Annotated in this window: 21 protein-coding genes; 13 read left to right on the top strand and 8 right to left on the bottom strand. The window is 61.9% G+C overall.

Going from position 1 to position 21226, the window contains the following annotated elements; translation table 11 throughout:
• Positions 1 to 5 precede the first annotated feature (5 nt).
• The 5 genes from OS035_RS14475 (at position 6) to OS035_RS14455 (ending at position 4964) form a co-directional block, all read left to right on the top strand.
• A complete protein-coding gene (locus tag OS035_RS14475; RefSeq protein ID WP_097624923.1) occupies positions 6 to 713 on the top strand; it encodes a uroporphyrinogen-III synthase in 708 nt (235 codons plus the stop codon).
• A gap of 68 nt (positions 714 to 781) precedes the next feature.
• Positions 782 to 2089 carry a COG4223 family protein gene (locus tag OS035_RS14470; protein ID WP_183778395.1) on the top strand — a complete coding sequence of 436 codons (1308 nt, stop codon included), beginning with the start codon at positions 782 to 784 and terminating at the stop codon, positions 2087 to 2089.
• Between the two features lie 4 nt (positions 2090 to 2093).
• Positions 2094 to 3719: a heme biosynthesis protein HemY gene (locus OS035_RS14465; RefSeq protein WP_331813820.1), complete on the top strand. Its 1626-nt coding sequence runs from the start codon at positions 2094 to 2096 to the stop codon at positions 3717 to 3719.
• 17 nt (positions 3720 to 3736) lie between these two features.
• Positions 3737 to 4222 (top strand): tellurite resistance TerB family protein, encoded by a 486-nt coding sequence (locus OS035_RS14460; protein ID WP_003589787.1) that lies wholly within the window; start codon positions 3737 to 3739, stop codon positions 4220 to 4222.
• Positions 4209 to 4964: a glutamine amidotransferase gene (locus OS035_RS14455; protein WP_183778398.1), complete on the top strand. Its 756-nt coding sequence runs from the start codon at positions 4209 to 4211 to the stop codon at positions 4962 to 4964. The genes OS035_RS14460 and OS035_RS14455 overlap by 14 nt, the downstream gene beginning before the upstream one ends.
• Before the next feature lie 22 nt (positions 4965 to 4986).
• On the opposite strand, the gene OS035_RS14450 is transcribed toward OS035_RS14455, so the two are convergent.
• Positions 4987 to 6222, bottom strand: coding sequence for an MFS transporter (locus OS035_RS14450; protein ID WP_183778400.1), 1236 nt, complete (start codon positions 6220 to 6222; stop codon positions 4987 to 4989).
• Positions 6223 to 6361: 139 nt separating this feature from the next.
• Between OS035_RS14450 and OS035_RS14445 the strand changes: the two genes are divergently transcribed.
• Positions 6362 to 6652, top strand: coding sequence for a YggT family protein (locus OS035_RS14445; RefSeq protein ID WP_003543619.1), 291 nt, complete (start codon positions 6362 to 6364; stop codon positions 6650 to 6652).
• On the top strand, positions 6649 to 6960 hold the full coding sequence (locus tag OS035_RS14440) for a DUF167 domain-containing protein (protein ID WP_331813819.1): 312 nt from the start codon (positions 6649 to 6651) through the stop codon (positions 6958 to 6960). Before OS035_RS14445 ends, OS035_RS14440 begins: the two co-directional genes overlap by 4 nt.
• A gap of 4 nt (positions 6961 to 6964) precedes the next feature.
• Here the strand turns inward: OS035_RS14440 and ppa are convergent, their stop codons facing one another.
• The 4 genes from ppa to OS035_RS14420 all read right to left on the bottom strand — a co-directional run bounded on the left by ppa (position 6965) and on the right by OS035_RS14420 (position 12418).
• On the bottom strand, positions 6965 to 7501 hold the full coding sequence (ppa, locus tag OS035_RS14435) for an inorganic diphosphatase (protein WP_012559229.1): 537 nt from the start codon (positions 7499 to 7501) through the stop codon (positions 6965 to 6967).
• Positions 7502 to 7647: 146 nt separating this feature from the next.
• The gene (locus OS035_RS14430; RefSeq protein ID WP_003582861.1) at positions 7648 to 8154 is read right to left on the bottom strand and encodes a GNAT family N-acetyltransferase; all 507 of its coding nucleotides are present in this window, start codon (positions 8152 to 8154) and stop codon (positions 7648 to 7650) included.
• A gap of 198 nt (positions 8155 to 8352) precedes the next feature.
• Positions 8353 to 10173, bottom strand: a complete 1821-nt coding sequence (typA, locus tag OS035_RS14425) for a translational GTPase TypA (protein WP_097624930.1) — start codon at positions 10171 to 10173, stop codon at positions 8353 to 8355.
• A gap of 157 nt (positions 10174 to 10330) precedes the next feature.
• Positions 10331 to 12418: a M3 family metallopeptidase gene (locus OS035_RS14420; RefSeq protein ID WP_097624931.1), complete on the bottom strand. Its 2088-nt coding sequence runs from the start codon at positions 12416 to 12418 to the stop codon at positions 10331 to 10333.
• A 205-nt stretch (positions 12419 to 12623) separates the two neighbouring features.
• Here OS035_RS14420 and OS035_RS14415 point away from each other — a divergent pair, with 205 nt between their 5' ends.
• On the top strand, positions 12624 to 13055 hold the full coding sequence (locus tag OS035_RS14415; RefSeq protein ID WP_183855553.1) for a hypothetical protein: 432 nt from the start codon (positions 12624 to 12626) through the stop codon (positions 13053 to 13055).
• 1 nt (position 13056) lies between these two features.
• On the opposite strand, the gene OS035_RS14410 is transcribed toward OS035_RS14415, so the two are convergent.
• On the bottom strand, positions 13057 to 13698 hold the full coding sequence (locus OS035_RS14410) for a LysE family translocator (RefSeq protein ID WP_097624933.1): 642 nt from the start codon (positions 13696 to 13698) through the stop codon (positions 13057 to 13059).
• 250 nt (positions 13699 to 13948) lie between these two features.
• Between OS035_RS14410 and OS035_RS14405 the strand changes: the two genes are divergently transcribed.
• Positions 13949 to 14917: a DMT family transporter gene (locus tag OS035_RS14405; protein ID WP_183855658.1), complete on the top strand. Its 969-nt coding sequence runs from the start codon at positions 13949 to 13951 to the stop codon at positions 14915 to 14917.
• An 18-nt stretch (positions 14918 to 14935) separates the two neighbouring features.
• On the opposite strand, the gene OS035_RS14400 is transcribed toward OS035_RS14405, so the two are convergent.
• The gene (locus OS035_RS14400) at positions 14936 to 15604 is read right to left on the bottom strand and encodes an NUDIX hydrolase (RefSeq protein WP_097624934.1); all 669 of its coding nucleotides are present in this window, start codon (positions 15602 to 15604) and stop codon (positions 14936 to 14938) included.
• Between the two features lie 171 nt (positions 15605 to 15775).
• Between OS035_RS14400 and OS035_RS14395 the strand changes: the two genes are divergently transcribed.
• Both OS035_RS14395 and OS035_RS14390 read left to right on the top strand, forming a co-directional pair.
• Positions 15776 to 16678 carry a hypothetical protein gene (locus OS035_RS14395; RefSeq protein WP_183778408.1) on the top strand — a complete coding sequence of 301 codons (903 nt, stop codon included), beginning with the start codon at positions 15776 to 15778 and terminating at the stop codon, positions 16676 to 16678.
• 149 nt (positions 16679 to 16827) lie between these two features.
• Positions 16828 to 18039: an adenylosuccinate synthetase gene (locus OS035_RS14390; RefSeq protein WP_331813818.1), complete on the top strand. Its 1212-nt coding sequence runs from the start codon at positions 16828 to 16830 to the stop codon at positions 18037 to 18039.
• Between the two features lie 72 nt (positions 18040 to 18111).
• Here the strand turns inward: OS035_RS14390 and OS035_RS14385 are convergent, their stop codons facing one another.
• Positions 18112 to 19335 (bottom strand): argininosuccinate synthase, encoded by a 1224-nt coding sequence (locus OS035_RS14385; protein WP_097624937.1) that lies wholly within the window; start codon positions 19333 to 19335, stop codon positions 18112 to 18114.
• Positions 19336 to 19510: 175 nt separating this feature from the next.
• Here OS035_RS14385 and OS035_RS14380 point away from each other — a divergent pair, with 175 nt between their 5' ends.
• Together OS035_RS14380 and OS035_RS14375 are read left to right on the top strand one after the other, a co-directional pair.
• Positions 19511 to 20362, top strand: coding sequence for an SDR family NAD(P)-dependent oxidoreductase (locus OS035_RS14380; RefSeq protein WP_183855550.1), 852 nt, complete (start codon positions 19511 to 19513; stop codon positions 20360 to 20362).
• A gap of 184 nt (positions 20363 to 20546) precedes the next feature.
• A complete protein-coding gene (locus OS035_RS14375) occupies positions 20547 to 21188 on the top strand; it encodes a LysE family translocator (protein WP_097624938.1) in 642 nt (213 codons plus the stop codon).
• The last annotated feature ends 38 nt before the right edge of the window (positions 21189 to 21226 follow it).

Genomic DNA, 21226 nt, shown 5'->3' with positions numbered 1-21226 from the left:
CGGCCATGCGCGTGCTCGTCACCCGCCCCGCGCATTCGGCTGAGAAAACCGCACAACGTCTGCGCGACATGGGCCACGAGCCGCTGCTGCTGCCAATACGCCAGCCGGCGCACGACAGCGCCGCAGCCGCAGCCGCGCTTGCAAGAACCAGCGGCGCGATCGCCGTGACCAGCGCCGAAGCCGTCAGGGTCATCTCCGTTCTCGGCGAACAACTCCGTCCGCATCTTGCCCGCCCGCTTTTCGCGGTTGGAGAGACAACGGCCAAGGCAGCGCGCGGCCTCGGCTTCCGATCGGTCGCGTCCTCTAGCGGCAACGGCCGCAATCTCGCTGAGCTCGTCGCCGCGCAGGCGGCAGACGGCCTGCTCTACCTTGCCGGCACGCCGCGTGCGGAAACGTTCGAAGCCGGATTGCGCCAGCTCGGCATCGGCTTTTCCGTCGCCGAATGTTACCGCATGCAGCCTGTCGCCCCTGGCCCGGCCGAGATCGAGGCTATCTTCGCAGGCACGCCGCCGCAGGCCGTTCTCTTCTATTCCCGGCAGACAGCTGACGATTTTTTTGGCGTGGCGGAACTTCGCTCGGCCCTGTCGGTAGGAAGCGGAATCCGCCTTCTCTGCCTCAGCGAGGCCGTCGCGCAGGCTGTCCCGGCGGCGCTGAAAAAAAATGCGGCGATTGCGCCGATGCCGGATGAGAAAAGTCTTTTGTCGCTGCTTTGAATGCTTTAGCCGCCCAAATTTGATCTAACCTCTTCCCTTAATTGGCATCACTGTCTAGTTTCGTTGCAATGCAGGATAAAGAGGACCTCATGGTATCGGGAAACCCGCCACGCCATTCGAAGAGCGCCGACGAGCCGGTCACGATCGACCTCGAAGCACAGGATTTCGCCTCTGCAGCCGATACCGAAAAGCCGGTTGAGAATGATGTCGGCAACGCCGACAACAGCTCCGCCGATGCCGGCGTGACGCCCGAAACCGAGGCTGCGCCGCAGTTCGAACAGGGACGGGCCGAGCAGGAGCAACCCGAACACGAACAAGCCGAACAAGAGGACCAGCCTGCAACGGACGTTCCGGAGGAGGAACCGGCAGCCCCGGAGCCTGCCTTCGCGCCTCCTCCCGAGCAGCCGCGCCGCGCCGCCACCTCCGGCCTGATCGCCGCCGGCATCTTCGGCGGCCTGGTGGCGCTGCTTGGCGCCGGCGCCATTCAATATGCCGGCTATCTCCCGGGTTCCTCCGAGCCGCAGGCGACATCGCCTGACATCGCCGATCTTTCCGGGGAGATCGATGGCTTGAAGCAGACGCTCGCGAATCTTGCCGCCAATCCAGCGAGTACAGATGACGGCGCGCTTGAAAAGCGCATCGCCGCGCTGGAAACGACTGCCAAGGCGCCCGCAGCCGCCGCACCGGCCGATTCGGCAAATGTCGAGGCACTCAACCAGAAGATTGCCGAGCTGACCGGCCAGGTCGACCAGCTGCGCGCCACGCTCGCCCAGTCTTCCGAGCAACAGACGACGAGCGGCGCCGATATCGCCAAGCGTCTCGACGAGGCTGAGAAGAAACTGAACGAGCCGCGCGAGGATGTTGCCGTCGCCCGGGCAATCGCGGCGGCCGCCCTCAAGGCGGCGATCGATCGCGGCGGGCCGTTCCTGGCCGAACTCGATACTTTCGCCGGCGTCGCCCCTGACGATCCCGCCGTTGCCGACCTCCGAGCCTTTGCCGAGACCGGCATTCCCTCGCGCGCGGAACTCATGCGTCAAGTTCCAGATGTTGCCACGGCGATCATAGAAGCCGTCAACCAGCCGGATCCGAACGAGAGCTGGTCGGACCGGTTGATGTCGAGCGCCAAGTCGCTGGTATCAGTCCGTCCCGTCGGCAATATCGAGGGCGACAGCGTCGAAGCCATCGCCGCCCGCATGGAGGACAAAGTGAAGAGCGGCGATCTGCCGGCTGCTTCCGCCGAATGGAACAATCTGCCGGCTCCCGGCAAGCAGGCGTCCGCCGCCTTCAAGCAATCGCTCGAGGCGCGTATCCGCGTCGAGGAACTGGTCGGCGGGGCGCTGTCGAAAGCCGTTTCTGGCACCGGCAAGGAGGGATGAGACCATGCTGATCCGCCTTGTCCTCTTTGCCCTCTTCGTGCTGCTTCTCGCCTATGGCTTCTCCTGGTTCGCCGATCGTCCAGGCGACCTCTCGCTGATCTGGGAGGGTCAGATCTACCAGACCAAGCTAATCGTCGCGGTTAGCGCGATCATCGCTCTTATCGCCGCCGTGATGATCGTCTGGTGGTTCATCCGCCTGGTCTGGACCTCGCCGCATTCGGTGACGCGGTATTTCCGTGCCCGCAAGCGCGACCGCGGTTATCAGGCGTTGTCGACCGGCCTGATCGCCGCCGGCGCCGGCAATGCGCTGCTCGCCCGCAAGATGGCCGCCCGCTCGCGCGGCCTTATCCGCGCCGATCAGGAGCCGCTGATCAACCTGCTCGAGGCCCAGGCGGCCCTGATCGAAGGCCGCCATGACGAGGCGCGCGCCAAATTCGAGGCGATGGCCAACGATCCCGAGACACGCGAACTCGGTCTGCGCGGCCTTTATCTGGAGGCCCGCCGCCTCGGGGCCAACGAGGCCGCCCGTCAATATGCCGAGAAGGCTGCAGACAATGCGCCTTATCTGCCCTGGGCCGCACAGGCGACGCTCGAATATCGCAGCCAGGCCGGCCGATGGGACGATGCGATCCGGCTGCTCGAACAGCAAAAGGCCGCCCGTGTCGTCGAAAAGGGCGACGCCAACCGTCTGCACGCGGTCCTCTTGACGGCGCGCGCCGGCGAAAAGCTGGAAGGCAACCCGACGGGTGCCCGCGACGACGCGCAACAGGCGCTGAAGCTCGCCGCCGATTTCATTCCGGCAGCCCTCATTGCCGCGAAGGCGTTGTTTCGCGAAGGCGGGGTGCGCAGGGCCGCCTCAATCCTCGAACAGGCATGGAAATCGACACCGCATCCCGAAATCGGCCAGGCCTATGTCAGGGCCCGCAGCGGCGATTCCACGCTCGACCGGCTGAAGCGCGCCGAACGGCTGGAGGCGCTGCGCCCGAACAACGTCGAATCCCTTCTCGTCGTCGCCCAGGCCGCACTCGACGCACGGGAATTCGCCAAGGCCCGCGCCAAGGCGGAAGCGGCAGCCCGCATGCAGCCGCGCGAAGCCGCCTTCCTGCTTTTGGCCGACATCGAAGAGGCCGAAACCGGAGACCAGGGCCGCGTGCGCCACTGGCTGGCCCAGGCACTCAAGGCACCGCGCGATCCGGCCTGGGTCGCTGATGGTTTCGTGTCGGACAAATGGCTGCCGGTATCGCCGGTGACCGGCCGCCTCGACGCCTTCGAATGGAAGGCGCCCTTCGGCCAGATCGAGGGACCGCTCGAAGACGGTTCGACGCCTGCCTCGATCGAAACCGCCCTGAAGACCTTGCCGCCGCTGCGCGACGTCAGGCCGGAAAGCCCGGTCAACGACCATCGGATCATCGAACTGGAACGCGCCGCGACGATCGCCGAGGCTGCGCGCCCGACGCCGGCACCGGCACCGGCGCCGGCGCCGGCAAAACCGAAGCCCGTCGAACCCGCCAGCGGCAAAGCGCCCGCACCGGGCGAAGCGAAACCTTTCTTTGGCGGCCTGCCGGATGATCCCGGCGTTCGCGACCCCAGGGTGGACCCGGAACCCAAGACACGGCTCCGCCTTTTCTGAAATGGAACGAAAACCGCATGTTCGAACGCTTTCAGGCCTTCTTCCAGAAGCTCACAGCCGACCATCCAAAGAAAGGTTTTGCCCCTGACGATCCGCGCATCGCAGTGGCCGCCCTCTGTATGCAGGTCATGGAAGCCGACGGCCAGATCAAAGCCAGCGAGAAGAAGCGGCTGCGCAAGCTGTTGAAGGAGCAATATGCGCTCGACGGCAAGCAGCTGGATGCCCTGATGGCGGCCGGCCTCGAGGCCGAAAGCACCGCCGTCGATTATTATCGCTTCACCGCCGACCTGAAACGCCACCTCAATACCGAGCAACGGCTGGAGCTGATCGGCATTCTCTGGGACATCGTCTATGCCGATGGCGAACGCAGCGAAATGGAGGACCATGTGATCTGGCGTATCGCCGATCTGCTCGGCGTCTCCTCCCGCGAGCGCATCCAGAAGCGGCAGGAAGCGGCCGCCAGGGTGACGGATGTCCGGGTAGCGCAAGATGATAGCGACTGAGCAAAAATCGGACCGCGACGGGCGTCCGATCCTCATCGTCCTGCATCAGGAGCGGTCGAGCCCCGGCCGTGTCGGCCAATTGCTCGTCGAAAAGGGCTATCGTCTCGATATCCGCCGCCCGGTTCTCGGCGAACCGCTGCCGACGACGCTTCAAGACCATGCCGGCGCCGTCGTCTTCGGCGGGCCGATGAGCGCCAATGATCCTGACGACTTCGTCAAGAAGGAGATCGGCTGGATCGACATTCCCTTGCGCGAAAAACGTCCCTATCTCGGTATCTGTCTCGGCGCGCAGATGCTGGTGCGTCATCTCGGCGGCAAGGTCCAGTCGAATGCCGACGGCTCGACGGAGATCGGCTGGTATCCACTGCGCCCGACCGAGAAGGGCCGCCTGCTGATGCATTGGCCGAAGATGGTCTATCATTTCCACCGCGAAGGCTTCGAGCTGCCGCACGGCGCCGATCTTCTGGCTGAAGGCGACACCTATCCGAACCAGGCCTTCCGCTATCACGGCAACGCCTGGGGCCTGCAGTTCCACGCCGAACTGACCCGGGTGATGATGCATCGCTGGGTGGTGCACGGCGCGCACCGCTTCATCCTGCCGAACGCCCAGCAGGGCCGCGAACACCTCGAAGGCCGCATGCTGTTCGACGCGCCGCTGAAAGCCTGGTTGACCGAATTCCTCGATATCGTCTTCGAAGGCAAACCGGCAAAGGCCGCCTCTTCGATCACACTTCCCGCATAGAGGACTGCGTATCCGCCCTATCTCACGTGCTGGGGGCGTCGAGCGTATCGATCCGGCGCAATTTGGGGAAACTCGAAGCCCAGATCGCCGCCACCGCCAAAGTTCCGATTCCGCCGATAACGACCGCCGGCACCGCGCCGAAGATCGATGCCATCGTGCCCGCCCTGAATTCGCCGAGTTCGTTCGAAGCGCCGACGAAGACCATGTTGACCGCATTGACGCGGCCGCGCAGCTGATCGGGCGTCCAGAGCGCAATCAGGCTCTCGCGCACATAGACCGATACCATGTCGGCCGCCCCCATCAGCGCCAGCGCCGCGATCGAGACTTCGGTGTTGGTCGAGATGCCGAAGACGATGGTTCCCAAACCGAACAGGGCAACACCGATGAACATGTAGATACCGGCGCGGTGTTTGAGCGGATAGGCGGCGAGGAAGATCGCCATGACGATGGCGCCGAGCCCCGGTGCCGCGCGCAGCAGGCCGAGCCCCCAGGGGCCGAGCGTCAGGATATCGCGGGCGAAGATCGGCATCAGTGCCGTCGCGCCGCCAAGCAGAACGGCGAAGAGATCGAGCGAGATCGCCCCGAGCACGACCTTTTCGGCACGGATGAAACTGAAACCGCCGAGGATCATCGCCCAGCTCTTGGCCTCGCCCGTCGTCTTCTGTTCAGGCTTCGGGATCATGTAGAGGAGAGCCGCCCCGAGGATGGAAAAGACCACCGCCACCGTATAGGCGGTCGTCGCGCTGACGCCGTAGAGCAGACCGCCGATCACCGGCCCGGTGATTGCCGCGAGCTGCCAGGACGACGAATTCCAGGCGATCGCATTGGAAAGGTCCTGCTCCGGCACCAGATTTGGAGCCAGCGACTGCACCGCCGGCGACATGAAGGCGCGTTCGATGCCGAAGATCAGAAGCACCGCGAAAACCGGCAGCGGCGTGAAAGTCCCCATTACAGTCATGATCAGCAGCGCCAGCGTGCAGAGCGCACTCACCAGCGAGCAGAGGGCGGCGATTGCCCGGCGATTGTACCGGTCGGCCACCGAGCCGGTGACGAGCATGAGCAGCAGCGACGGCAGGAATTGCACGAGACCGATCAGGCCGAGATAGATCGCCTTGCCCGTCTGGTCGTACATCTGCCAGCCGACGGCGACGCTGACGATCTGCTGTGAGAAGGACAGCAGGAAGCGCGCTAGGAAGAACCGCGTGTAGGACGAATGCCGGAACGCGGCAAAACGGTCTCCGGTGGGCGAAAACGACATGGATGTTTTCCGAGGAGACGGGCGCGGGAATAGCTGAAAGGCCGCCCGTTAAACATGATTCACCGCGCGTTCCCACACGGCACTTGCTCGTTTAGTCGCCAATGTCTACATGTCTGTCAACAACGAATTGGAGAAGACGATGTTTGCGCTGTTTCAAACCATTGATTTGGCTTTGAATATTTACACCTGGATCCTGATTGCCAGTGCCATTTTTTCCTGGCTCTATGCCTTTAACGTCATCAACTCCAGCAATCAGTTCGTCAATTCGGTCGGCACATTCCTGTATAACGTCACCGAACCGGTGCTGAAGCCGATCCGCAGCCGGTTGCCGAACCTTGGCGGCATCGACATTTCGCCGATCATCCTGCTGCTGATCATTTTCTTCCTGCGCACCTTGCTTTGGACAACGCTGTATCCGCTGGTCGCTTGAGCCGTCCCTGGAGCCTTTTCGATGATCATGTCCGCCTCGCCGTCCGGCTTACGCCGAATGGCGGGCGTGACGCGATCGATGGCATCGAGGCGGATGGCGAGGGCGAAACGCACCTGAAGGCGCGCGTCACATCCGTCCCGGAAAAGGGCAAGGCCAACAAGGCCCTGATCCTTCTAATCGCCCAATCGTTGCGCATCCCCAAATCCAGCATCAGCCTCGTCTCCGGCGACACCGCGCGCAAAAAAATCCTCCGGATCGACGGCGACCCGGAGGATTTGGCAAAAAAGCTTGAAACGCTTTTAGGCTGAACAATCAGCCCTTCGTCTTCTTGGCGCGCTCGACGGCTTCGAGGATAAGCTGGCCGGCTTCCTTGGAATCGCCCCAGCCGAAGATCTTCACCCACTTGCCGGGTTCCAGATCCTTGTAGTGCTCGAAGAAGTGCTCGATCTGCTTCAGCGTGATCTCGGGAAGGTCGGTATAGTCCTTGACCTTCTCATAGCGCAGCGTCAGCTTCGGCGACGGCACGGCGATGATCTTTTCGTCCTTGCCGGAATTGTCTTCCATCTTCAGGACGCCGATCGGGCGCACATTGATGACGCAGCCCGGAACCAGCGGACGGGTGCTGGCGATCAGCACGTCGATCGGGTCGCCGTCTTCAGACAGCGTGTGCGGCACGAAACCATAATTGCCCGGATAGGTCATCGGCGTATAGAGGAAACGATCGACAACCAGCGTGCCGGCTTCCTTGTCCATTTCATACTTGATGGGATGGCCGCCGACCGGAACCTCGACGATAACGTTGACGTCCTCAGGTGGATTATTACCGATGGAAATGGCGTCGATGCGCATAGGAACTCCCGCGGGGTTGAATTTCTCGCAGCCAGATAATCAGTTTCATCTCGCAACGCAACATTTGAGATCACCAATGCGTGATGGCATCGGCGCAAAGAACTCGAAACTTTCGAAGAGGGGCAGGCGATTACCGACCTAGCCGGTCAGTTCCAGATGAAGCCGATCTTCTTCAGCTGCTTGTGGTCGAAATTTTCCATGCCTTCGCAGAAATCGACACCGCCGTGATGGCGGTAGAACCGGCCGGCGGTCTCGTTTTCCTCGAGGCACCAGACGACCAGCCCGTTGCAGCCGAGCGACTTCAGCAGCCGGCGCGCCTCGCCGAACAGCATTCGGCCGAGGCCGATGCCCTGATACTCCGGCCGAAGATAGAGCTCGTAGATTTCGCCTTCCTGCGGCAAAGCGCGGGCGCGGTTGAGACCCAGCGTCGCGTAGCCGGCAACCGTTCCGGCGACATCGAGAACCAGGAGCGTCGCCGGTCCACGCGTCGCCTTGCGCCACCAGTTTTCACCGCGGCGTTCAATCATCTGCGTCAGCGCCCGATGCGGGATAATGCCTGCGTATGTGTGCTGCCAGGCAAGCCTGTGCGTTTCCGATATGGCTCGGGCATCGTGTGGTTCGGCCCGCCGAACATCGATCGACAACGTCTTCATAACGTTTACTCTGGTCCCGCCGAAGGCAATTAACCATATGCAGCCAGCGCATCGTGATCGATTGCCCACAGACTTGATATGTGGACGACAGATAAAATTTAACGCTTTTTTAACGATTGTCACAAGTCGGAATCAGCGCGGCGCACAATAAAAAACCCCGGCACGAAGGCCGGGGTTTCAAAGGGTGCTTTGAAGCTCTCAGAGAGCCGCTTTCGACTTTTCGAAACGCTTGCGATCGTTTGCGTCGAGATACATCTTGCGCAGGCGAATATTCTTCGGCGTCACTTCCATCAGCTCGTCTTCCTGGATCCAGGAAAGCGCACGATCGAGCGTCATGCGGATCGGCGGCGTCAGCTTGACGGCTTCGTCCTTGCCGGCGGCGCGGATATTGGTCAGCTGTTTGCCCTTCAGGACATTCACTTCAAGATCGTTATCGCGCGTATGGATGCCGATGATCATGCCGGCATAGACCTTTTCGCCCGGCTCGATGATCATCGGGCCGCGGTCTTCCAGGTTAAACATCGCATAGGCGACGGCTTCGCCGGGAGCATTGGCGAGCAGCACGCCGTTGACGCGGCCACCGATCACGCCCTTGTAGGGCTGGTAGTCGTGGAACAGGCGGTTCATGATCGCCGTGCCGCGCGTATCCGTCAGCAGTTCCGACTGGTAGCCGATCAGGCCGCGGGTCGGTGCGTAGAAACGCAGGCGGAGGCGATTGCCGCCCGACGGACGCAGCTCGACCATTTCGGCCTTGCGCTCGGACATCTTCTGGACGACGACACCGGAATGTTCTTCATCGACGTCGACGACGACTTCTTCGATCGGCTCCAGAAGCTGTCCGCTTTCATCCTTGTGCATGACGACGCGCGGGCGCGACACGGCAAGCTCGAAGCCTTCGCGACGCATGGTTTCGATGAGAACGGCGAGCTGAAGTTCGCCGCGGCCGGACACGTAGAACGAATCCTTGCCTTCGGCTTCTTCGATCTTCAGGGCGACGTTGCCTTCGGCTTCCTTGAAGAGACGGTCGCGGATGACGCGTGAGGTCACCTTGTCGCCTTCGGTGCCCGCCAGCGGGCTGTCGTTGACGATGAAGGACATGGTGACCGTCGGTGGGTCGATCGGCTGGGCCTTCATGGCTTCCGAGACGGCCGGGTCGCAGAACGTATCGGCGACAGTACCCTTGGAGAGGCCGGCGATCGCGACGATGTCGCCCGCATGGGCTTCGTCGATTGCCGTGCGCTCGATGCCGCGGAAGGCGAGGATCTTGGAGATGCGGCCGGTTTCGATCAGCTTGCCGTCCTGGCCGAGAACCTTGACGGCTTGGTTCGGCTTGATCGAGCCCGATGCGATGCGGCCGGTGATGATACGGCCGAGGAAGGGGTTGGCTTCGAGGATCGTGCCGATCATCCGGAACGGGCCTTCTTCGACCGTCGGCTCCGGAACATGCTTGAGCACCAGGTCGAGAAGCGGTGCAAGGCCCTCATCCTTCGGCCCTTCCGGATTGACGTTCATCCAGCCGTCGCGGCCCGAACCGTAGAGGATCGGAAAGTCGAGCTGCTCGTCGGTCGCGTCGAGATTGGCGAAAAGATCGAAGACTTCGTTGATGACTTCTTCGTGGCGGCCGTCCGGACGGTCGATCTTGTTGATCGCGACGATCGGGCGAAGGCCGACCTTCAGCGCCTTGCCGACGACGAACTTGGTCTGCGGCATCGGGCCTTCGGACGCATCGACGAGAACGATCGCGCCGTCCACCATCGAGAGAATGCGCTCGACCTCACCGCCGAAGTCGGCGTGGCCGGGCGTATCGACGATGTTGATACGCACACCCTTCCACTCGACGGAGGTTGCCTTGGCGAGAATGGTGATGCCGCGTTCTTTTTCGAGATCGTTCGAGTCCATCACGCGTTCAGCGACACGCTGATTTTCGCGGAACGAGCCGGACTGCTTGAGAAGCTCATCCACCAGGGTCGTCTTGCCATGGTCAACGTGCGCGATGATCGCGATATTGCGAAGTGCCATATGTGAAATCTCTGAGGCTGCGGCGCACGCTCTTGAGGACGCGCCTATTGGTTTGGGGCGTCCATACAGTTTTTTTTGCGTTTGCGAAAGAGGGGAACGCGCAAAAGCTGCGGCATGGCTGCCGCCATGCCGCATCGAAGCGTGTCATCAAATTGTCTTAGGCGTCGCTGCCTGTCAATTCCTCGAAGGTCGAAAGTCCCTTTTTGACCAGCATCGCATCCGGGCTCGGCAGCTTGCCGCGGAAAGCCTTGTAGGCGTCCTCCGGATCGACCGAGCCGCCCACGGAATAGATGTTTTCCTTGAGCTTGCGCGCCATCTCGCCGTTGAAGGCGTCGCCCGTCTCCTCGAAGGCGGCAAAGGCGTCGGCGTCGAGCACCTCCGACCACATGTAGGAGTAATAGCCGGCCGAATAACCGCCGGAGAAGATATGCTGGAAGTGCGGCGTCGCGTGGCGCATGACGATCGACTTCGGCATGCCGATCTCGGCCAGCACCTCGGCCTGCACCGCCATCGGGTCGGCGACCGCCTCTCGCGTGTGAAAGGCCATATCAACAAGCGCCGACGAGGTGAACTCGACGGTGTTGAAGCCGGCATTGAAAGTGCGCGCGGCCAACACCTTGTCGAGCAGCGCCTGCGGCATCGGCTCGCCGGTTTCGACATGCACGGCATAACGCTTCAAAATAGCGGGCACTGTCAGCCAGTGCTCGTAGAGCTGTGAGGGAAGCTCGACGAAATCGCGCGAAACGCCGGTGCCGGAGACCGAGGGGTAGGTGACATTCGACAGCATGCCGTGCAGCGCGTGGCCGAATTCGTGGAACAGCGTGCGCGCATCGTCGAGCGACAGCAGCGCCGGTTTGCCCTCGGCCGGCTTGGCGAAGTTGCAGACATTGTAGATGATTGGCAGCTCGCCGTGGCGGCCATTCTTCAGTTCGAGCCTGTGCTGCGATTGCAGCGAGCTCATCCAAGCGCCCGATCGTTTCGAGCCGCGGGCGAAATAATCGCCGAGGAAGAGGGCGACCAGCCGGTCTTCGCGGTCCCGGATCTCAAACACCCTGACATCCGGGTGATAGGCGGCCACGCCCTTCTTCTCGACGGCGCGGATACCGAACAGCCGTTGGGCCACGTCGAAGCAGGCCTCGATGATCTTCTCGAGTTGCAGATAGGGCTTGAGCTCGGCTTCGGAAAAATCGAATTTCCGCGCCCTGATCTTTTCGGCGTAATGGCGCCAGTCCCAGGGCATCACCTCGTGGTTACGCCCCTCCTCGGCGATCAGCGCCGCGATATCGGCCTCCTCCTCGCCGGCACGTTTCACCGCCCGCGCCCAGACGGCTTTGAGCAGGTCGTTCACCGCCTCCGCCGTCTTTGCCATCGTGTTGTCGAGCTTCAGCTCGGCGAAATTGCCGTAACCGAGCAGGCTCGCCACCCGATGGCGCAGCGCCAGCGTTTCCTTGATGACGCCGCGATTGTCCGTTTCGCCGTCATTTTCGCCGCGCGCCACCCAAGCCTTGAAAGCCTGCTCGCGCAGATCGCGGCGCTCCGAAAAGGTGAGGAACGGCTCGATGATCGAGCGCGACAGCGTCACCGCATATTTGCCCTCGTCGCCGCGTTCGCGCGCCGCCGCGGCCATCGCGTCGCGCAGAAATGCCGGCAGCCCGTCGAGTTCGGCCCCATCGGAAAGCACCAAGGCCCAGGCCTTCTCATCGGCAAGCACGTTCTGGCCGAATTGCGTGCCGAGACCGGCAAGCTTTTCATTCATCTCGGCGAGTTTCTCCTGCTCGGCCTTCTCGAGCTTGGCGCCCGATTTGACGAAGCCTTTCCAGTGGCGCTCCAGCACGCGTGTCTGTTCGAGCGTCAGGCCGAGGCTTTCGCGTTTTTCCCAGAGCGTGTCGATGCGGGCAAAGAGCGCGGCATTCATGCCGATCTTCGAATAGTGGCGCGACATCTTCGGCGAGATCTCCCGCTCCAGCGCCTGGATCACATCATTGGTATGCGCGCCCGCCTTGTTCCAGAACAGCGCCGAAACGCGCGACAGTGCATCGCCGGCGATCTCCAGCGCCGTGACCGTATTGTCGAATGTCGGCGCCTCGGCATTTTCGGCGATCTCGTCGATCTCCCGTTCATGGGCGGCAAGCGCCGCTTCGAAGGCGGCGGCGAAATCGCCGTCATCGACAGCATCGAAACGCGGCAGGCCGTGAAGGCCGTCCCAAGTCACCAGCGCCGGATTGAAATCATGGGGAGAAGGCATCGGAGAATTCCTTTTTGGCATGCACGGGTTCGTCAATATAGGAGAGCTGTCGTAGAATTGGTATGCGGCAAGGACCTTTTGCCTCGCCTGCAAAATCTGGTGGACAAAAATTGACGCGCGAAAATTAACCATTCTTTAACGATTGACGCGAATCACGGGCGGGCGCTAGTTTTCCCATGTTTCTTCCTGCACGGGGACATGCGCCATGGAAATTTTTTCTGTGCGGTCTTCTCAGAGTTTGCTATTTAAAAACAACCCTAATAACGCAAAAAGTTCGAAGACCTCTGATATTGAATTCGAGACCCGAGCTCCCGCCCCGGTCTCGTTCCAGATCGACGACAATAGTGATGAAAGTCCGGATTTCACTGCGGTCAGCCCTGGTGAACTGCGCAATTACGCGCGTCAGAGTTTCGACAGCGGCGTGATCGATCAGAACACCTACGCTGCGATCTCCGAGCCTCTGCCGATGCACGCGATCGATCCGCTCGGCAACGTCATCGATCTCTCCAGCGTCACCGACGGCACGAGCTTCAACTTTCTCGATTATTACAAAAGTCAGTTGCAGATCGCCACATCGATCGGCGATCCCGATGAAGTCCAGACGCTGAAATCGATCGTCGATTTCCTGGATAGTTGAATCAGGCCTTGCGCCAGCCGATGAGGCCGGGCGTTGCGTGCCAGAGTGCCTGTGCGGCAAACCCCATGAAGAGGACGCCGGAGCAGCGCACGATCAGCCGCTCATGGGCGCGATAGAAGCGGCGAACCGCGCCGGCGCCGATGATGCCGATCAGGATGATGTCGGCCGTCACGAAACCGACGAAGGACACGCAGAGAAGCATCGGCAAGGCCTCGAAATCAAGCGCCCCGGCCGAGCCCGCGACCAGTGCGGTGAAGGTGGCGAGCGCCACGGGATAGCCCTTTGGATTGGTGACGCCGAAGATCAGCCCGCGGCGAAACGGCCGCTCGACCACCACCAGAGCCTGTCCCTCGGCTTTCGGCTTGGCATTGACGGCGCTCCAGCCGATCCAGGCAAGGTAGAAGCCGCAGGCAAGGCCGAGCAGGTCGAAGACGAAGGTTCCGATGGTCTTGGCGCCGACGATCGCGATCAGCGCCAGTGACGACCAGATGAGATCCCCGACCAGATGCCCCATCATGAAAAAAGCGCCGGCCTTGCGGCCCTGCCCGGCACCGATGCCGAGCAGCTGCAGGAAGGCCGGTCCCGGAATGAGCACGTAGAAGAGCGCCGCCAGGAAGGCGCCGAAGACCAGGGACTGAGTCATGGAGATGCTCCGGAGGATGACCGCGGCAGAGTAAGCCATCCCGGGTATCCGTCAAGGGCGGTTAAATGGCGATGTAAAGCGGCATGGATGAGCATCGAGAGGGTGGTTCTCATTTTCGCTGGGTACCGGCCTGGGCTTTCGGCAAGTAAATTTTGCCCATTCGATCAAGGCTTTCCCTTGATTGCCAACCGACTGCCGGCATCACCGAGGTCGAAGGTTAAAGTGACGCAACTTCAAGAGGGTGAACATGATGGACAGACTCTTCTATATCGGCGTGTCAGCCGCTCTGTTTGCGGCCTTTGCCTTTTCGCTCAACTTTGTTGTTCCCTTCATCATCGGTGATTATTCCACCTTTGATTTCGCCCTCATCCGTCATGTTGTCTCGGGTCTGGTCGGGATATACATTCTGTTTTCGGAAAAGCGCGTCGTGCGCCATCTCACACTTCGGAACTGTTTACAGGCCATCTGGCTCGCCTTCATCGGATATGTCGGTTACTTCCTGACGGTGACGGGAGCAGCCGTCTTTGCCGGCCCCGTGATCGCTCCGGCCTTTCTCGGTCTGGTGCCGATCGTGTTGATGGTCATTGGCAATCAACGTCAGGGATCATTGCCGTGGCGATCCCTCATGGCGCCTTTGGCGCTTGTGCTGGCCGGCCTTATCCTCGTCAACGGCACGGCATTCACGGCTCAGGGATTGAACTCCGTCGAATCCTTGTGGGTTGGCGTGCCGCTGGCGCTCGCTGCCGTGGGACTTTGGGTCTGGTTCGCTCTCACCAATCAGGCTGCACTCGCCGCTCGCCCGGAAATGCCCTCCGGTGTGTGGTCGGCCCTGATATTGGTCGGAGGTGGCGTCTTGATGCTGGCCTTCTATCCCGTCGGTGCCGCAATGGACCTCTTCCAGCTTCCAGCACTGGGATTCGGCTGGAATGCCGCTGGCAACTTATATGTTTGGGGTGCGTCTTTCGCGCTGCTGGCAACCGCAGGCGGCGTCTGGGCCTGGAACATTGCCTCACGCAGCCTGCCCGTTGCCCTGGCTGCGCAGCTGATCGTTTCGGAAACAGCCTTCGGTGTCATCGGCGGACTTATCGTGCACGCTCGTTGGCCAACACCGATCGAAGTCGCTGGGGTGGTAGTCCTGATCGCTGGCGTTGTTCTGTCAGTACGAATTTTCTATGCTCGCCAATTTGCCCCGGTAAGGACATTGCTTGCGCAGGAGTGATCTCTGGACGCTGGCCACTCAAATTCTTCGATCGAACACAGCGACCGGCGTCTTCAGCCGATAGAGCGTCGTCGGTCGCCGGGCCCGCTCGGTCTGTCGTTTTTCGCCCTCGACCACTTCGAGCAGATCAAGATCGTTGACCTTGCGGCGAAAGGCGCTTTGGTCCAGCCGCTCGCCCATCACCGTCTCATAGATTGCCTGCAGTTCCGACATCGTGAAGACCTCGGGAAGCAGCCTTGCCGGAATGGTCGAGTAGGCGCCCTTGCCGCGCAGCCGCGCCAGCGCGGCGATGACGATCTCCTGATGGTCGAAGGGCAGTTCGCCTGCGGTCTCGACCGGCCGCAATTCCAGGGGGCTGGCGGCACCCTCCAACGCTCCCTGCGGGACCAGCGCAAAATAGGCGATCGATACCGACCAGTCGCGAGGATCTCGCCGCGCCGAAGCGAAGGTCGCCAGCTGTTCGAAGAAAATGCCCTCAAGCCCTGCCTTGGCCTTGAGGATGCGCCGCACCGCCGACTCCGCATCGGCGTCCTCGTCAACGTGCAGATAGCCGCCGATCAGCGCCGGAACGCCGGCAAAGGGCTCGGCGGGCCGCGGCAGCAAGGCCACGCATAATCGTCCTTGGTGCAGCGTCAGCAAGACGATGTCGACCGTCACGATCGGCCGCGCGAATTCAGCTTCTGCCATTGGCATCTTTCTGGTGAGCGTTCCGGGCTTTCATAACGGCCAATCATAAAAATAACAATTTGCAAATAGCAATTTGCAAAATGCAATTTGCAAGTCTATATGATTGCTAACGAAGGCAGCGGGCAGAACCTGCAAGCCTGATCGCCAAGGCAACAGCAAAGGAGTGATGCCATGGGTATGGGACGTTTCAGCACAGCCGACTGGGCGGCCTACAACGCACGCCATGTGGATGGCCGCAGCCGATCCGAAGTATTCGGCGCCACCGGCATCGACCCCCGGTTCGATCCGGCGCGCTTTGCCACCCGCGAGAGCCGCGACAGCGGCTACAATCCGCAGTCGACTCCGATTATTCTCGCCTCGGATGTGACCGGCTCGATGGGCATGATCGCCCACGAGCTCATGCGCGGCGGGCTCATCACACTGACATCGGAGATCTATGACCGCCGGCCGGTATCCGATCCGCATATCATGGTGGCGGCGATCGGAGATGCGTATACCGATACTGCACCGCTGCAGGCCACCCAGTTCGAGGCCGACATCTCGCTTGCCAGCCAGATCCGCGCCCTGTGGCTCGAAGGCAATGGCGGCGGCAATGACGGCGAGAGCTACAGCGCCGCCCACCTTCTGGCAGCCCTCAAAACCTCGACCGATGCCTTCGAGAGGCGCGGCCGCAAAGGCTATCTTTTCACCATTGGCGACGAGCCGGTTCACAATGGCCTGACTGCCGACCAGATCGCTCGCATCTTCGGCATCGAACCGCCGCGCGGTCTGAGCGCCCGAGAATGCCTGGCGATGGCGCAGAGAGCCTATGAGGTCTTCCACATCGTCATCCGCGAGGGTTACGCAGCCGCGCGGCTCGATCGGGTGCTGGCGAGCTGGCAGCCCTTGCTGCCAGGCCGGACCTTCGTGCTCGATGACCACAGGCGCATCGCCGAACTGGTGGTGTCGATCATCGAGATCACCGAGGGCCGGGATGCCGGCGAGGTGGCCGCCAGCTGGCCGGGTGCGGCTGCCGCAGTCGTCGCCAAGGCCATCGGCGAACGCCCGAAGCGGCGCCTATTGCCGTTCTTCTAAGCCGGGAAAGTGCGAGACGCTTTCCGGGGGATTTAAAAACAAAAGGTTGGAGCGGTTCTGAGCACCCATAAAAAGCTGAACCGCTCCGGCCCCAAATCGTAGAGAACAAAAGCCCGGCGCGCTCCGGGAACCATTTTGAGGAGCAGAAGATGAGCACTCGAGCACAGGCCGTGATCGGCGCGCTTTATGGCGACGAAGGCAAGGGGCTGATGGTCGATCGCCTTGCCGCGGCCACGCCGAGGGCCGTGGTAGTTCGCAGCAATGGCGGCGCTCAGGCCGGCCACACCGTGGTCGATCCCGCTGGCCGCCGCCATGTCTTCCATCACATCGGCTCGGGCAGCTTTGCCGGGGCCGCCACGCATTTCAGCCGCTTTTTCGTCGCCCATCCGATGCTGCTGCTCGGCGAGCTGGCGGATCTCAGCCAGCTCGGGGCGAGGCCTGAGATCAGCAGCGACCCGCGGGCGCCGATCACCACGCCCTTCGACGTCATCATCAACCAGGCCTTGGAGCTGGCGCGCGGCACTGCCCGTCACGGCAGCTGCGGCCTCGGCTTCGGCGAGACCATCGAGCGCAATCTGCACCCGGATTTCGCCCTCTCGACCAAGGATCTGTTCCGCCCCGATCTGCACGCCCGCCTTGTTTCGATCCGCGATGCCTGGGTGCCTATCCGGCTGGCCGCGCTCGGCATCACCGCCCTGCCCGCAGAACTGGCCGCCGCGCTGGCCGACGACACCACCATCGCCCGCTTCGAGGCCGATTGCGCCGCCTATCTCGACTGCGTCACGCTCTGGCCCGACCGACGGCTGTGCGAACGCGGTGCCGTCATTTTCGAGGCGGCGCAGGGCCTCGGGCTCGATCAGGATTGTGGCGCCTTCCCCCACGTCACCCGCTCGAATACCGGGCTCGCCAATATGCTCGCTATTGCAGCCGAAGCCGGCATCACCGAACTCGAAGCAACATATGCGACACGCTGCTACACCACCCGGCACGGCGCAGGCCCCCTCAAGGGGGAAACTCCGACACTTCCCGGCGTCAATGTCGTCGACCCCACCAACGCGCCGAACGAGTGGCAAGGGTGCCTGAGGCTCGCCCCGCTTGATCTCGGCCTGTTGCGTGAGGCCATAACCCGCGATCTGACGGTGGACCGCAACGGTACCACGGTTAGAGCCGGACTGGCGGTGACCTGCCTCGATCAGGCGGAGGACGGGTTTGCCGTGACGGATTGCGAAGAGATGATACGGCTTGATCCTGCGAAAGCCGCGTCTGAGATAGCCGGTCTTGTCGGCCTGCCGCTCTGGGCCGAAAGCTGGGGACCGAGTCGCGGTGACGTCAGGCCGTGCGTGGATGCGGCTGCCGCGTGAATCACCGGCAATAAATAGAGCCCGCGCGGCAATGCCGGCGGGCTCCAACCCGTTCGAAAGCGAACCCGGGATTTACTTCGCGAGGTTGCGCTTCCCGAGCGTGCGCAGGCGCAACGCGTTGAGCTTGATGAAGCCGGCTGCGTCCTTCTGGTCGTAGGCGCCCTGATCGTCCTCGAAGGTGACGAGCTTGTCGGAATAGAGCGACTTTTCGCTTTCGCGGCCAATGACCATGACATTGCCTTTGTAGAGCTTCAGCGTCACTTCGCCTTCGACATGCTCCTGGCTCTTGTCGATCAGTGCCTGCAGCATCTCGCGCTCCGGCGAGAACCAGAAGCCGTAATAGATCAGCTCGGCGTAACGCGGCATGATCTCGTCCTTGAGATGCGCAGCCCCGCGATCGAGCGTGATCGATTCGATGGCGCGATGCGCCGAGAGCAGGATCGTGCCGCCGGGCGTTTCGTAAACGCCGCGCGACTTCATGCCGACGAAACGGTTCTCGACGAGGTCGAGACGGCCGATGCCGTTGTCGCGGCCGTAATTGTTGAGCGTTGCCAGCAGCGTCGCCGGCGACATCTCGACGCCGTTGATCGAGACGGCATCGCCCTTGCGGAAGCCGACCTTTATCACCGTCGCCTTGTCGGGCGCGGCCTCAGGCGAGATCGTGCGCATATGCACATATTCCGGCGCCTCCTGGGCGGGGTCCTCGAGAACCTTGCCCTCGGAAGAGGAATGCAGAAGGTTGGCGTCGACGGAGAATGGCGCCTCGCCCTTCTTGTCCTTGGCGACGGGGATCTGATGCTGTTCGGCGAAGGCGAGCAGGTCGGTGCGGCTCTTGAAGGACCAATCGCGCCACGGCGCGATGATCTTGATGTCGGGGTTCAGGGCATAGGCTGAGAGTTCGAAACGAACCTGGTCGTTGCCCTTGCCGGTGGCGCCGTGGGCGATCGCATCCGCACCCGTCTTGCGGGCGATATCGATCAGATGTTTGGAAATTAGCGGCCGGGCGATCGAGGTGCCGAGCAGGTAGACGCCTTCGTAAACGGCATTGGCGCGGAACATCGGGAAGACGAAATCGCGCACGAATTCCTCGCGCACATCCTCGATGTAGATCTCCTTGATGCCGAGCATCTCGGCTTTCTTGCGCGCCGGCTCCAGCTCTTCGCCCTGGCCGAGATCGGCGGTGAAGGTGACGACTTCGGCGCCGAGTTCCGTCTGCAGCCACTTCAGGATGATCGAGGTGTCGAGGCCGCCGGAATAGGCGAGAACGACTTTCTTCACGTCTTTGTATGATGCCATGATGATGAGGTCCGTTGCATAAAAGGCCGGCGAAAACCCGGTGTCGCGGCACTTTTAGCGAGATTGGCGCGTGACGCAAGGGCAAGTGCCAAGCCGCCGGCGCGATAGCGTTGACAGCGCCAAAGCGGAGCCCATATTCGCCAACGTCCGAGCAATGATCGAGGAGGGGCTCCCCGTGACCAATATTCAAGACATTTTCAAGAAATCCAATGTTGCCGTCGTCACCGGCGGCGCGTCCGGCATCGGCCTGGCGGCGGCGAAATATTTCGCCGGGCGCGGCATGAGCGTCGCCATCGCCGATCTCGGCGGCGATCGGCTGGCCGAGGCCGCCGACCAACTCAAGGCCATTGCCGGCGAGGAAAATGTGATGGCGGTCGAAACCGACGTCGCATCCAGGGAGTCGCTGGAGGCGCTCGAACGTGCCGTGCTCCAGCGTTTCGGCCGTGTACACGTGCTGATGAACAATGCCGGCATCGGCCCGGAAACCTCGATCTTCAGCCCACAGGCCAACTGGGACCATATCTTCGCCGTCAACCTGATGGGCGTCATCAACGGCACGCGCACCTTCGGCCCGAAGATGCTGTCGCACGGCGAGCCCGGCCTGATCATCAACACCGGTTCGAAACAGGGCATCACCACGCCGCCCGGCAATCCCGCCTACAATATCTCCAAATCGGGCGTGAAGGTCTTTACCGAAGCGCTGGAGCATGAGCTTCGCAACATCGACGGCGGCAAGATCTCCGCCCATCTTCTGATCCCCGGCTTCGTCTTCACCGGCCTCACCAAGGGCGACCGCGCGGAAAAACCGGCCGGCGCCTGGACACCGGAGCAGACCGTCGACTTCATGGTCGAAAGCCTCGAGCGCGGCGATTTCTATATCCTCTGCCCCGACAACGATGTGGCCCGGCCGGTCGACGAACGCCGAATGGCCTGGGCGGCCGGTGACATCATCGAGAATCGCCCGCCGCTGTCGCGCTGGCACAAGGACTATGCCGATAAGTTCAAGGCCTTCCTCGAACAGAAGTGATCGGCGGCACTGCATATCATCAGGACGTGTGCAGCGGTTCCGGGAGAACGATATGCACAAAACAAACAGCGAATGCGCGTCGCATGAATCAAGTTTCGTGCGACGCGCATGAGAAGGTTTGATTGGTAATTTTCCGAAAGCCGGATAAGAGATCGTCAGGTCTTTCCGGCTTTCGGAGTGTGCCATGGATTTCCTGCCCAGCCTGCCGACGCTGCTCGGCTTTGCCGCCGCGACGCTGCTGCTCGCGGCGACCCCCGGCCCCGACATGACGCTGTCGATCAGTCGCGCGCTCGCCCAGGGCAAGTATGCAGCACTCTTCGTCGTCGTCGGCACCAGTCTCGGCATCGTCGTTCACACCATGCTGGTCGCCTTCGGCATTTCGGCGCTGATCACTGCCTCGCCGAGCGCCTTCCTGATCCTGAAAACCGGCGGCGCCGGCTATCTGCTCTGGCTGGCGGTGCAGGCGATCCGCTTCGGCTCGAAGCTCACCGTCGCCAAGGTCGAGGAACAGAAGGGCACAGTGCTTTCGAACATCTCGTCTGGCTTCTGGGTCAATCTTCTGAACCCCAAGGTCATTATTTTCTTCATGACCTTCCTGCCGCAATTCGTCAGCGCCGGCGATCCCGCCGTCACGCAGAAGCTGCTGTTCCTCGGGCTTTGCTTCATTCTGATCGGCATGCCCGTCAATGCCAGCGTGATCTTCGCCGCCGACTGGCTGGCTTCCTGGCTGCAGAACAACAGAAAGGTGCTGCGCGGCATGGACTATACTTTCGCCGGCGTCTTCTCGATCTTCGCCGCGAAAATCCTGCTCACGCAGGCCAGATGATCAGCACCATGTCAGGCCAATTAGCCGATCAGCACGCT

It is taken from the genome of Rhizobium sp. 268, from assembly GCF_036571585.1.
Taxonomy (GTDB): Bacteria; Pseudomonadota; Alphaproteobacteria; order Rhizobiales; family Rhizobiaceae; genus Rhizobium; species Rhizobium redzepovicii.
The sequence above is the reverse complement of the archived record's forward strand: the minus strand, read 5'-3'. Positions and strand labels throughout refer to the sequence as shown.

What these genes read in the sequence shown, in the direction of transcription:
- OS035_RS14475 (WP_097624923.1), top strand. Translation starts at nt 6, where the DNA reads ATGCGCGTGCTCGTCACCCGCCCCGCGCATTCGGCTGAGAAAACCGCA.
- OS035_RS14470 (WP_183778395.1), top strand. Translation starts at nt 782, where the DNA reads ATGCAGGATAAAGAGGACCTCATGGTATCGGGAAACCCGCCACGCCAT.
- OS035_RS14465 (WP_331813820.1), top strand. Translation starts at nt 2,094, where the DNA reads ATGCTGATCCGCCTTGTCCTCTTTGCCCTCTTCGTGCTGCTTCTCGCC.
- OS035_RS14460 (WP_003589787.1), top strand. Translation starts at nt 3,737, where the DNA reads ATGTTCGAACGCTTTCAGGCCTTCTTCCAGAAGCTCACAGCCGACCAT.
- OS035_RS14455 (WP_183778398.1), top strand. Translation starts at nt 4,209, where the DNA reads ATGATAGCGACTGAGCAAAAATCGGACCGCGACGGGCGTCCGATCCTC.
- OS035_RS14450 (WP_183778400.1), bottom strand. Translation starts at nt 6,222, where the DNA reads ATGTCGTTTTCGCCCACCGGAGACCGTTTTGCCGCGTTCCGGCATTCG.
- OS035_RS14445 (WP_003543619.1), top strand. Translation starts at nt 6,362, where the DNA reads ATGTTTGCGCTGTTTCAAACCATTGATTTGGCTTTGAATATTTACACC.
- ppa (WP_012559229.1), bottom strand. Translation starts at nt 7,501, where the DNA reads ATGCGCATCGACGCCATTTCCATCGGTAATAATCCACCTGAGGACGTC.
- OS035_RS14430 (WP_003582861.1), bottom strand. Translation starts at nt 8,154, where the DNA reads ATGAAGACGTTGTCGATCGATGTTCGGCGGGCCGAACCACACGATGCC.
- typA (WP_097624930.1), bottom strand. Translation starts at nt 10,173, where the DNA reads ATGGCACTTCGCAATATCGCGATCATCGCGCACGTTGACCATGGCAAG.
- OS035_RS14420 (WP_097624931.1), bottom strand. Translation starts at nt 12,418, where the DNA reads ATGCCTTCTCCCCATGATTTCAATCCGGCGCTGGTGACTTGGGACGGC.
- OS035_RS14415 (WP_183855553.1), top strand. Translation starts at nt 12,624, where the DNA reads ATGGAAATTTTTTCTGTGCGGTCTTCTCAGAGTTTGCTATTTAAAAAC.
- OS035_RS14410 (WP_097624933.1), bottom strand. Translation starts at nt 13,698, where the DNA reads ATGACTCAGTCCCTGGTCTTCGGCGCCTTCCTGGCGGCGCTCTTCTAC.
- OS035_RS14405 (WP_183855658.1), top strand. Translation starts at nt 13,949, where the DNA reads ATGGACAGACTCTTCTATATCGGCGTGTCAGCCGCTCTGTTTGCGGCC.
- OS035_RS14400 (WP_097624934.1), bottom strand. Translation starts at nt 15,604, where the DNA reads ATGGCAGAAGCTGAATTCGCGCGGCCGATCGTGACGGTCGACATCGTC.
- OS035_RS14395 (WP_183778408.1), top strand. Translation starts at nt 15,776, where the DNA reads ATGGGTATGGGACGTTTCAGCACAGCCGACTGGGCGGCCTACAACGCA.
- OS035_RS14390 (WP_331813818.1), top strand. Translation starts at nt 16,828, where the DNA reads ATGAGCACTCGAGCACAGGCCGTGATCGGCGCGCTTTATGGCGACGAA.
- OS035_RS14385 (WP_097624937.1), bottom strand. Translation starts at nt 19,335, where the DNA reads ATGGCATCATACAAAGACGTGAAGAAAGTCGTTCTCGCCTATTCCGGC.
- OS035_RS14375 (WP_097624938.1), top strand. Translation starts at nt 20,547, where the DNA reads ATGGATTTCCTGCCCAGCCTGCCGACGCTGCTCGGCTTTGCCGCCGCG.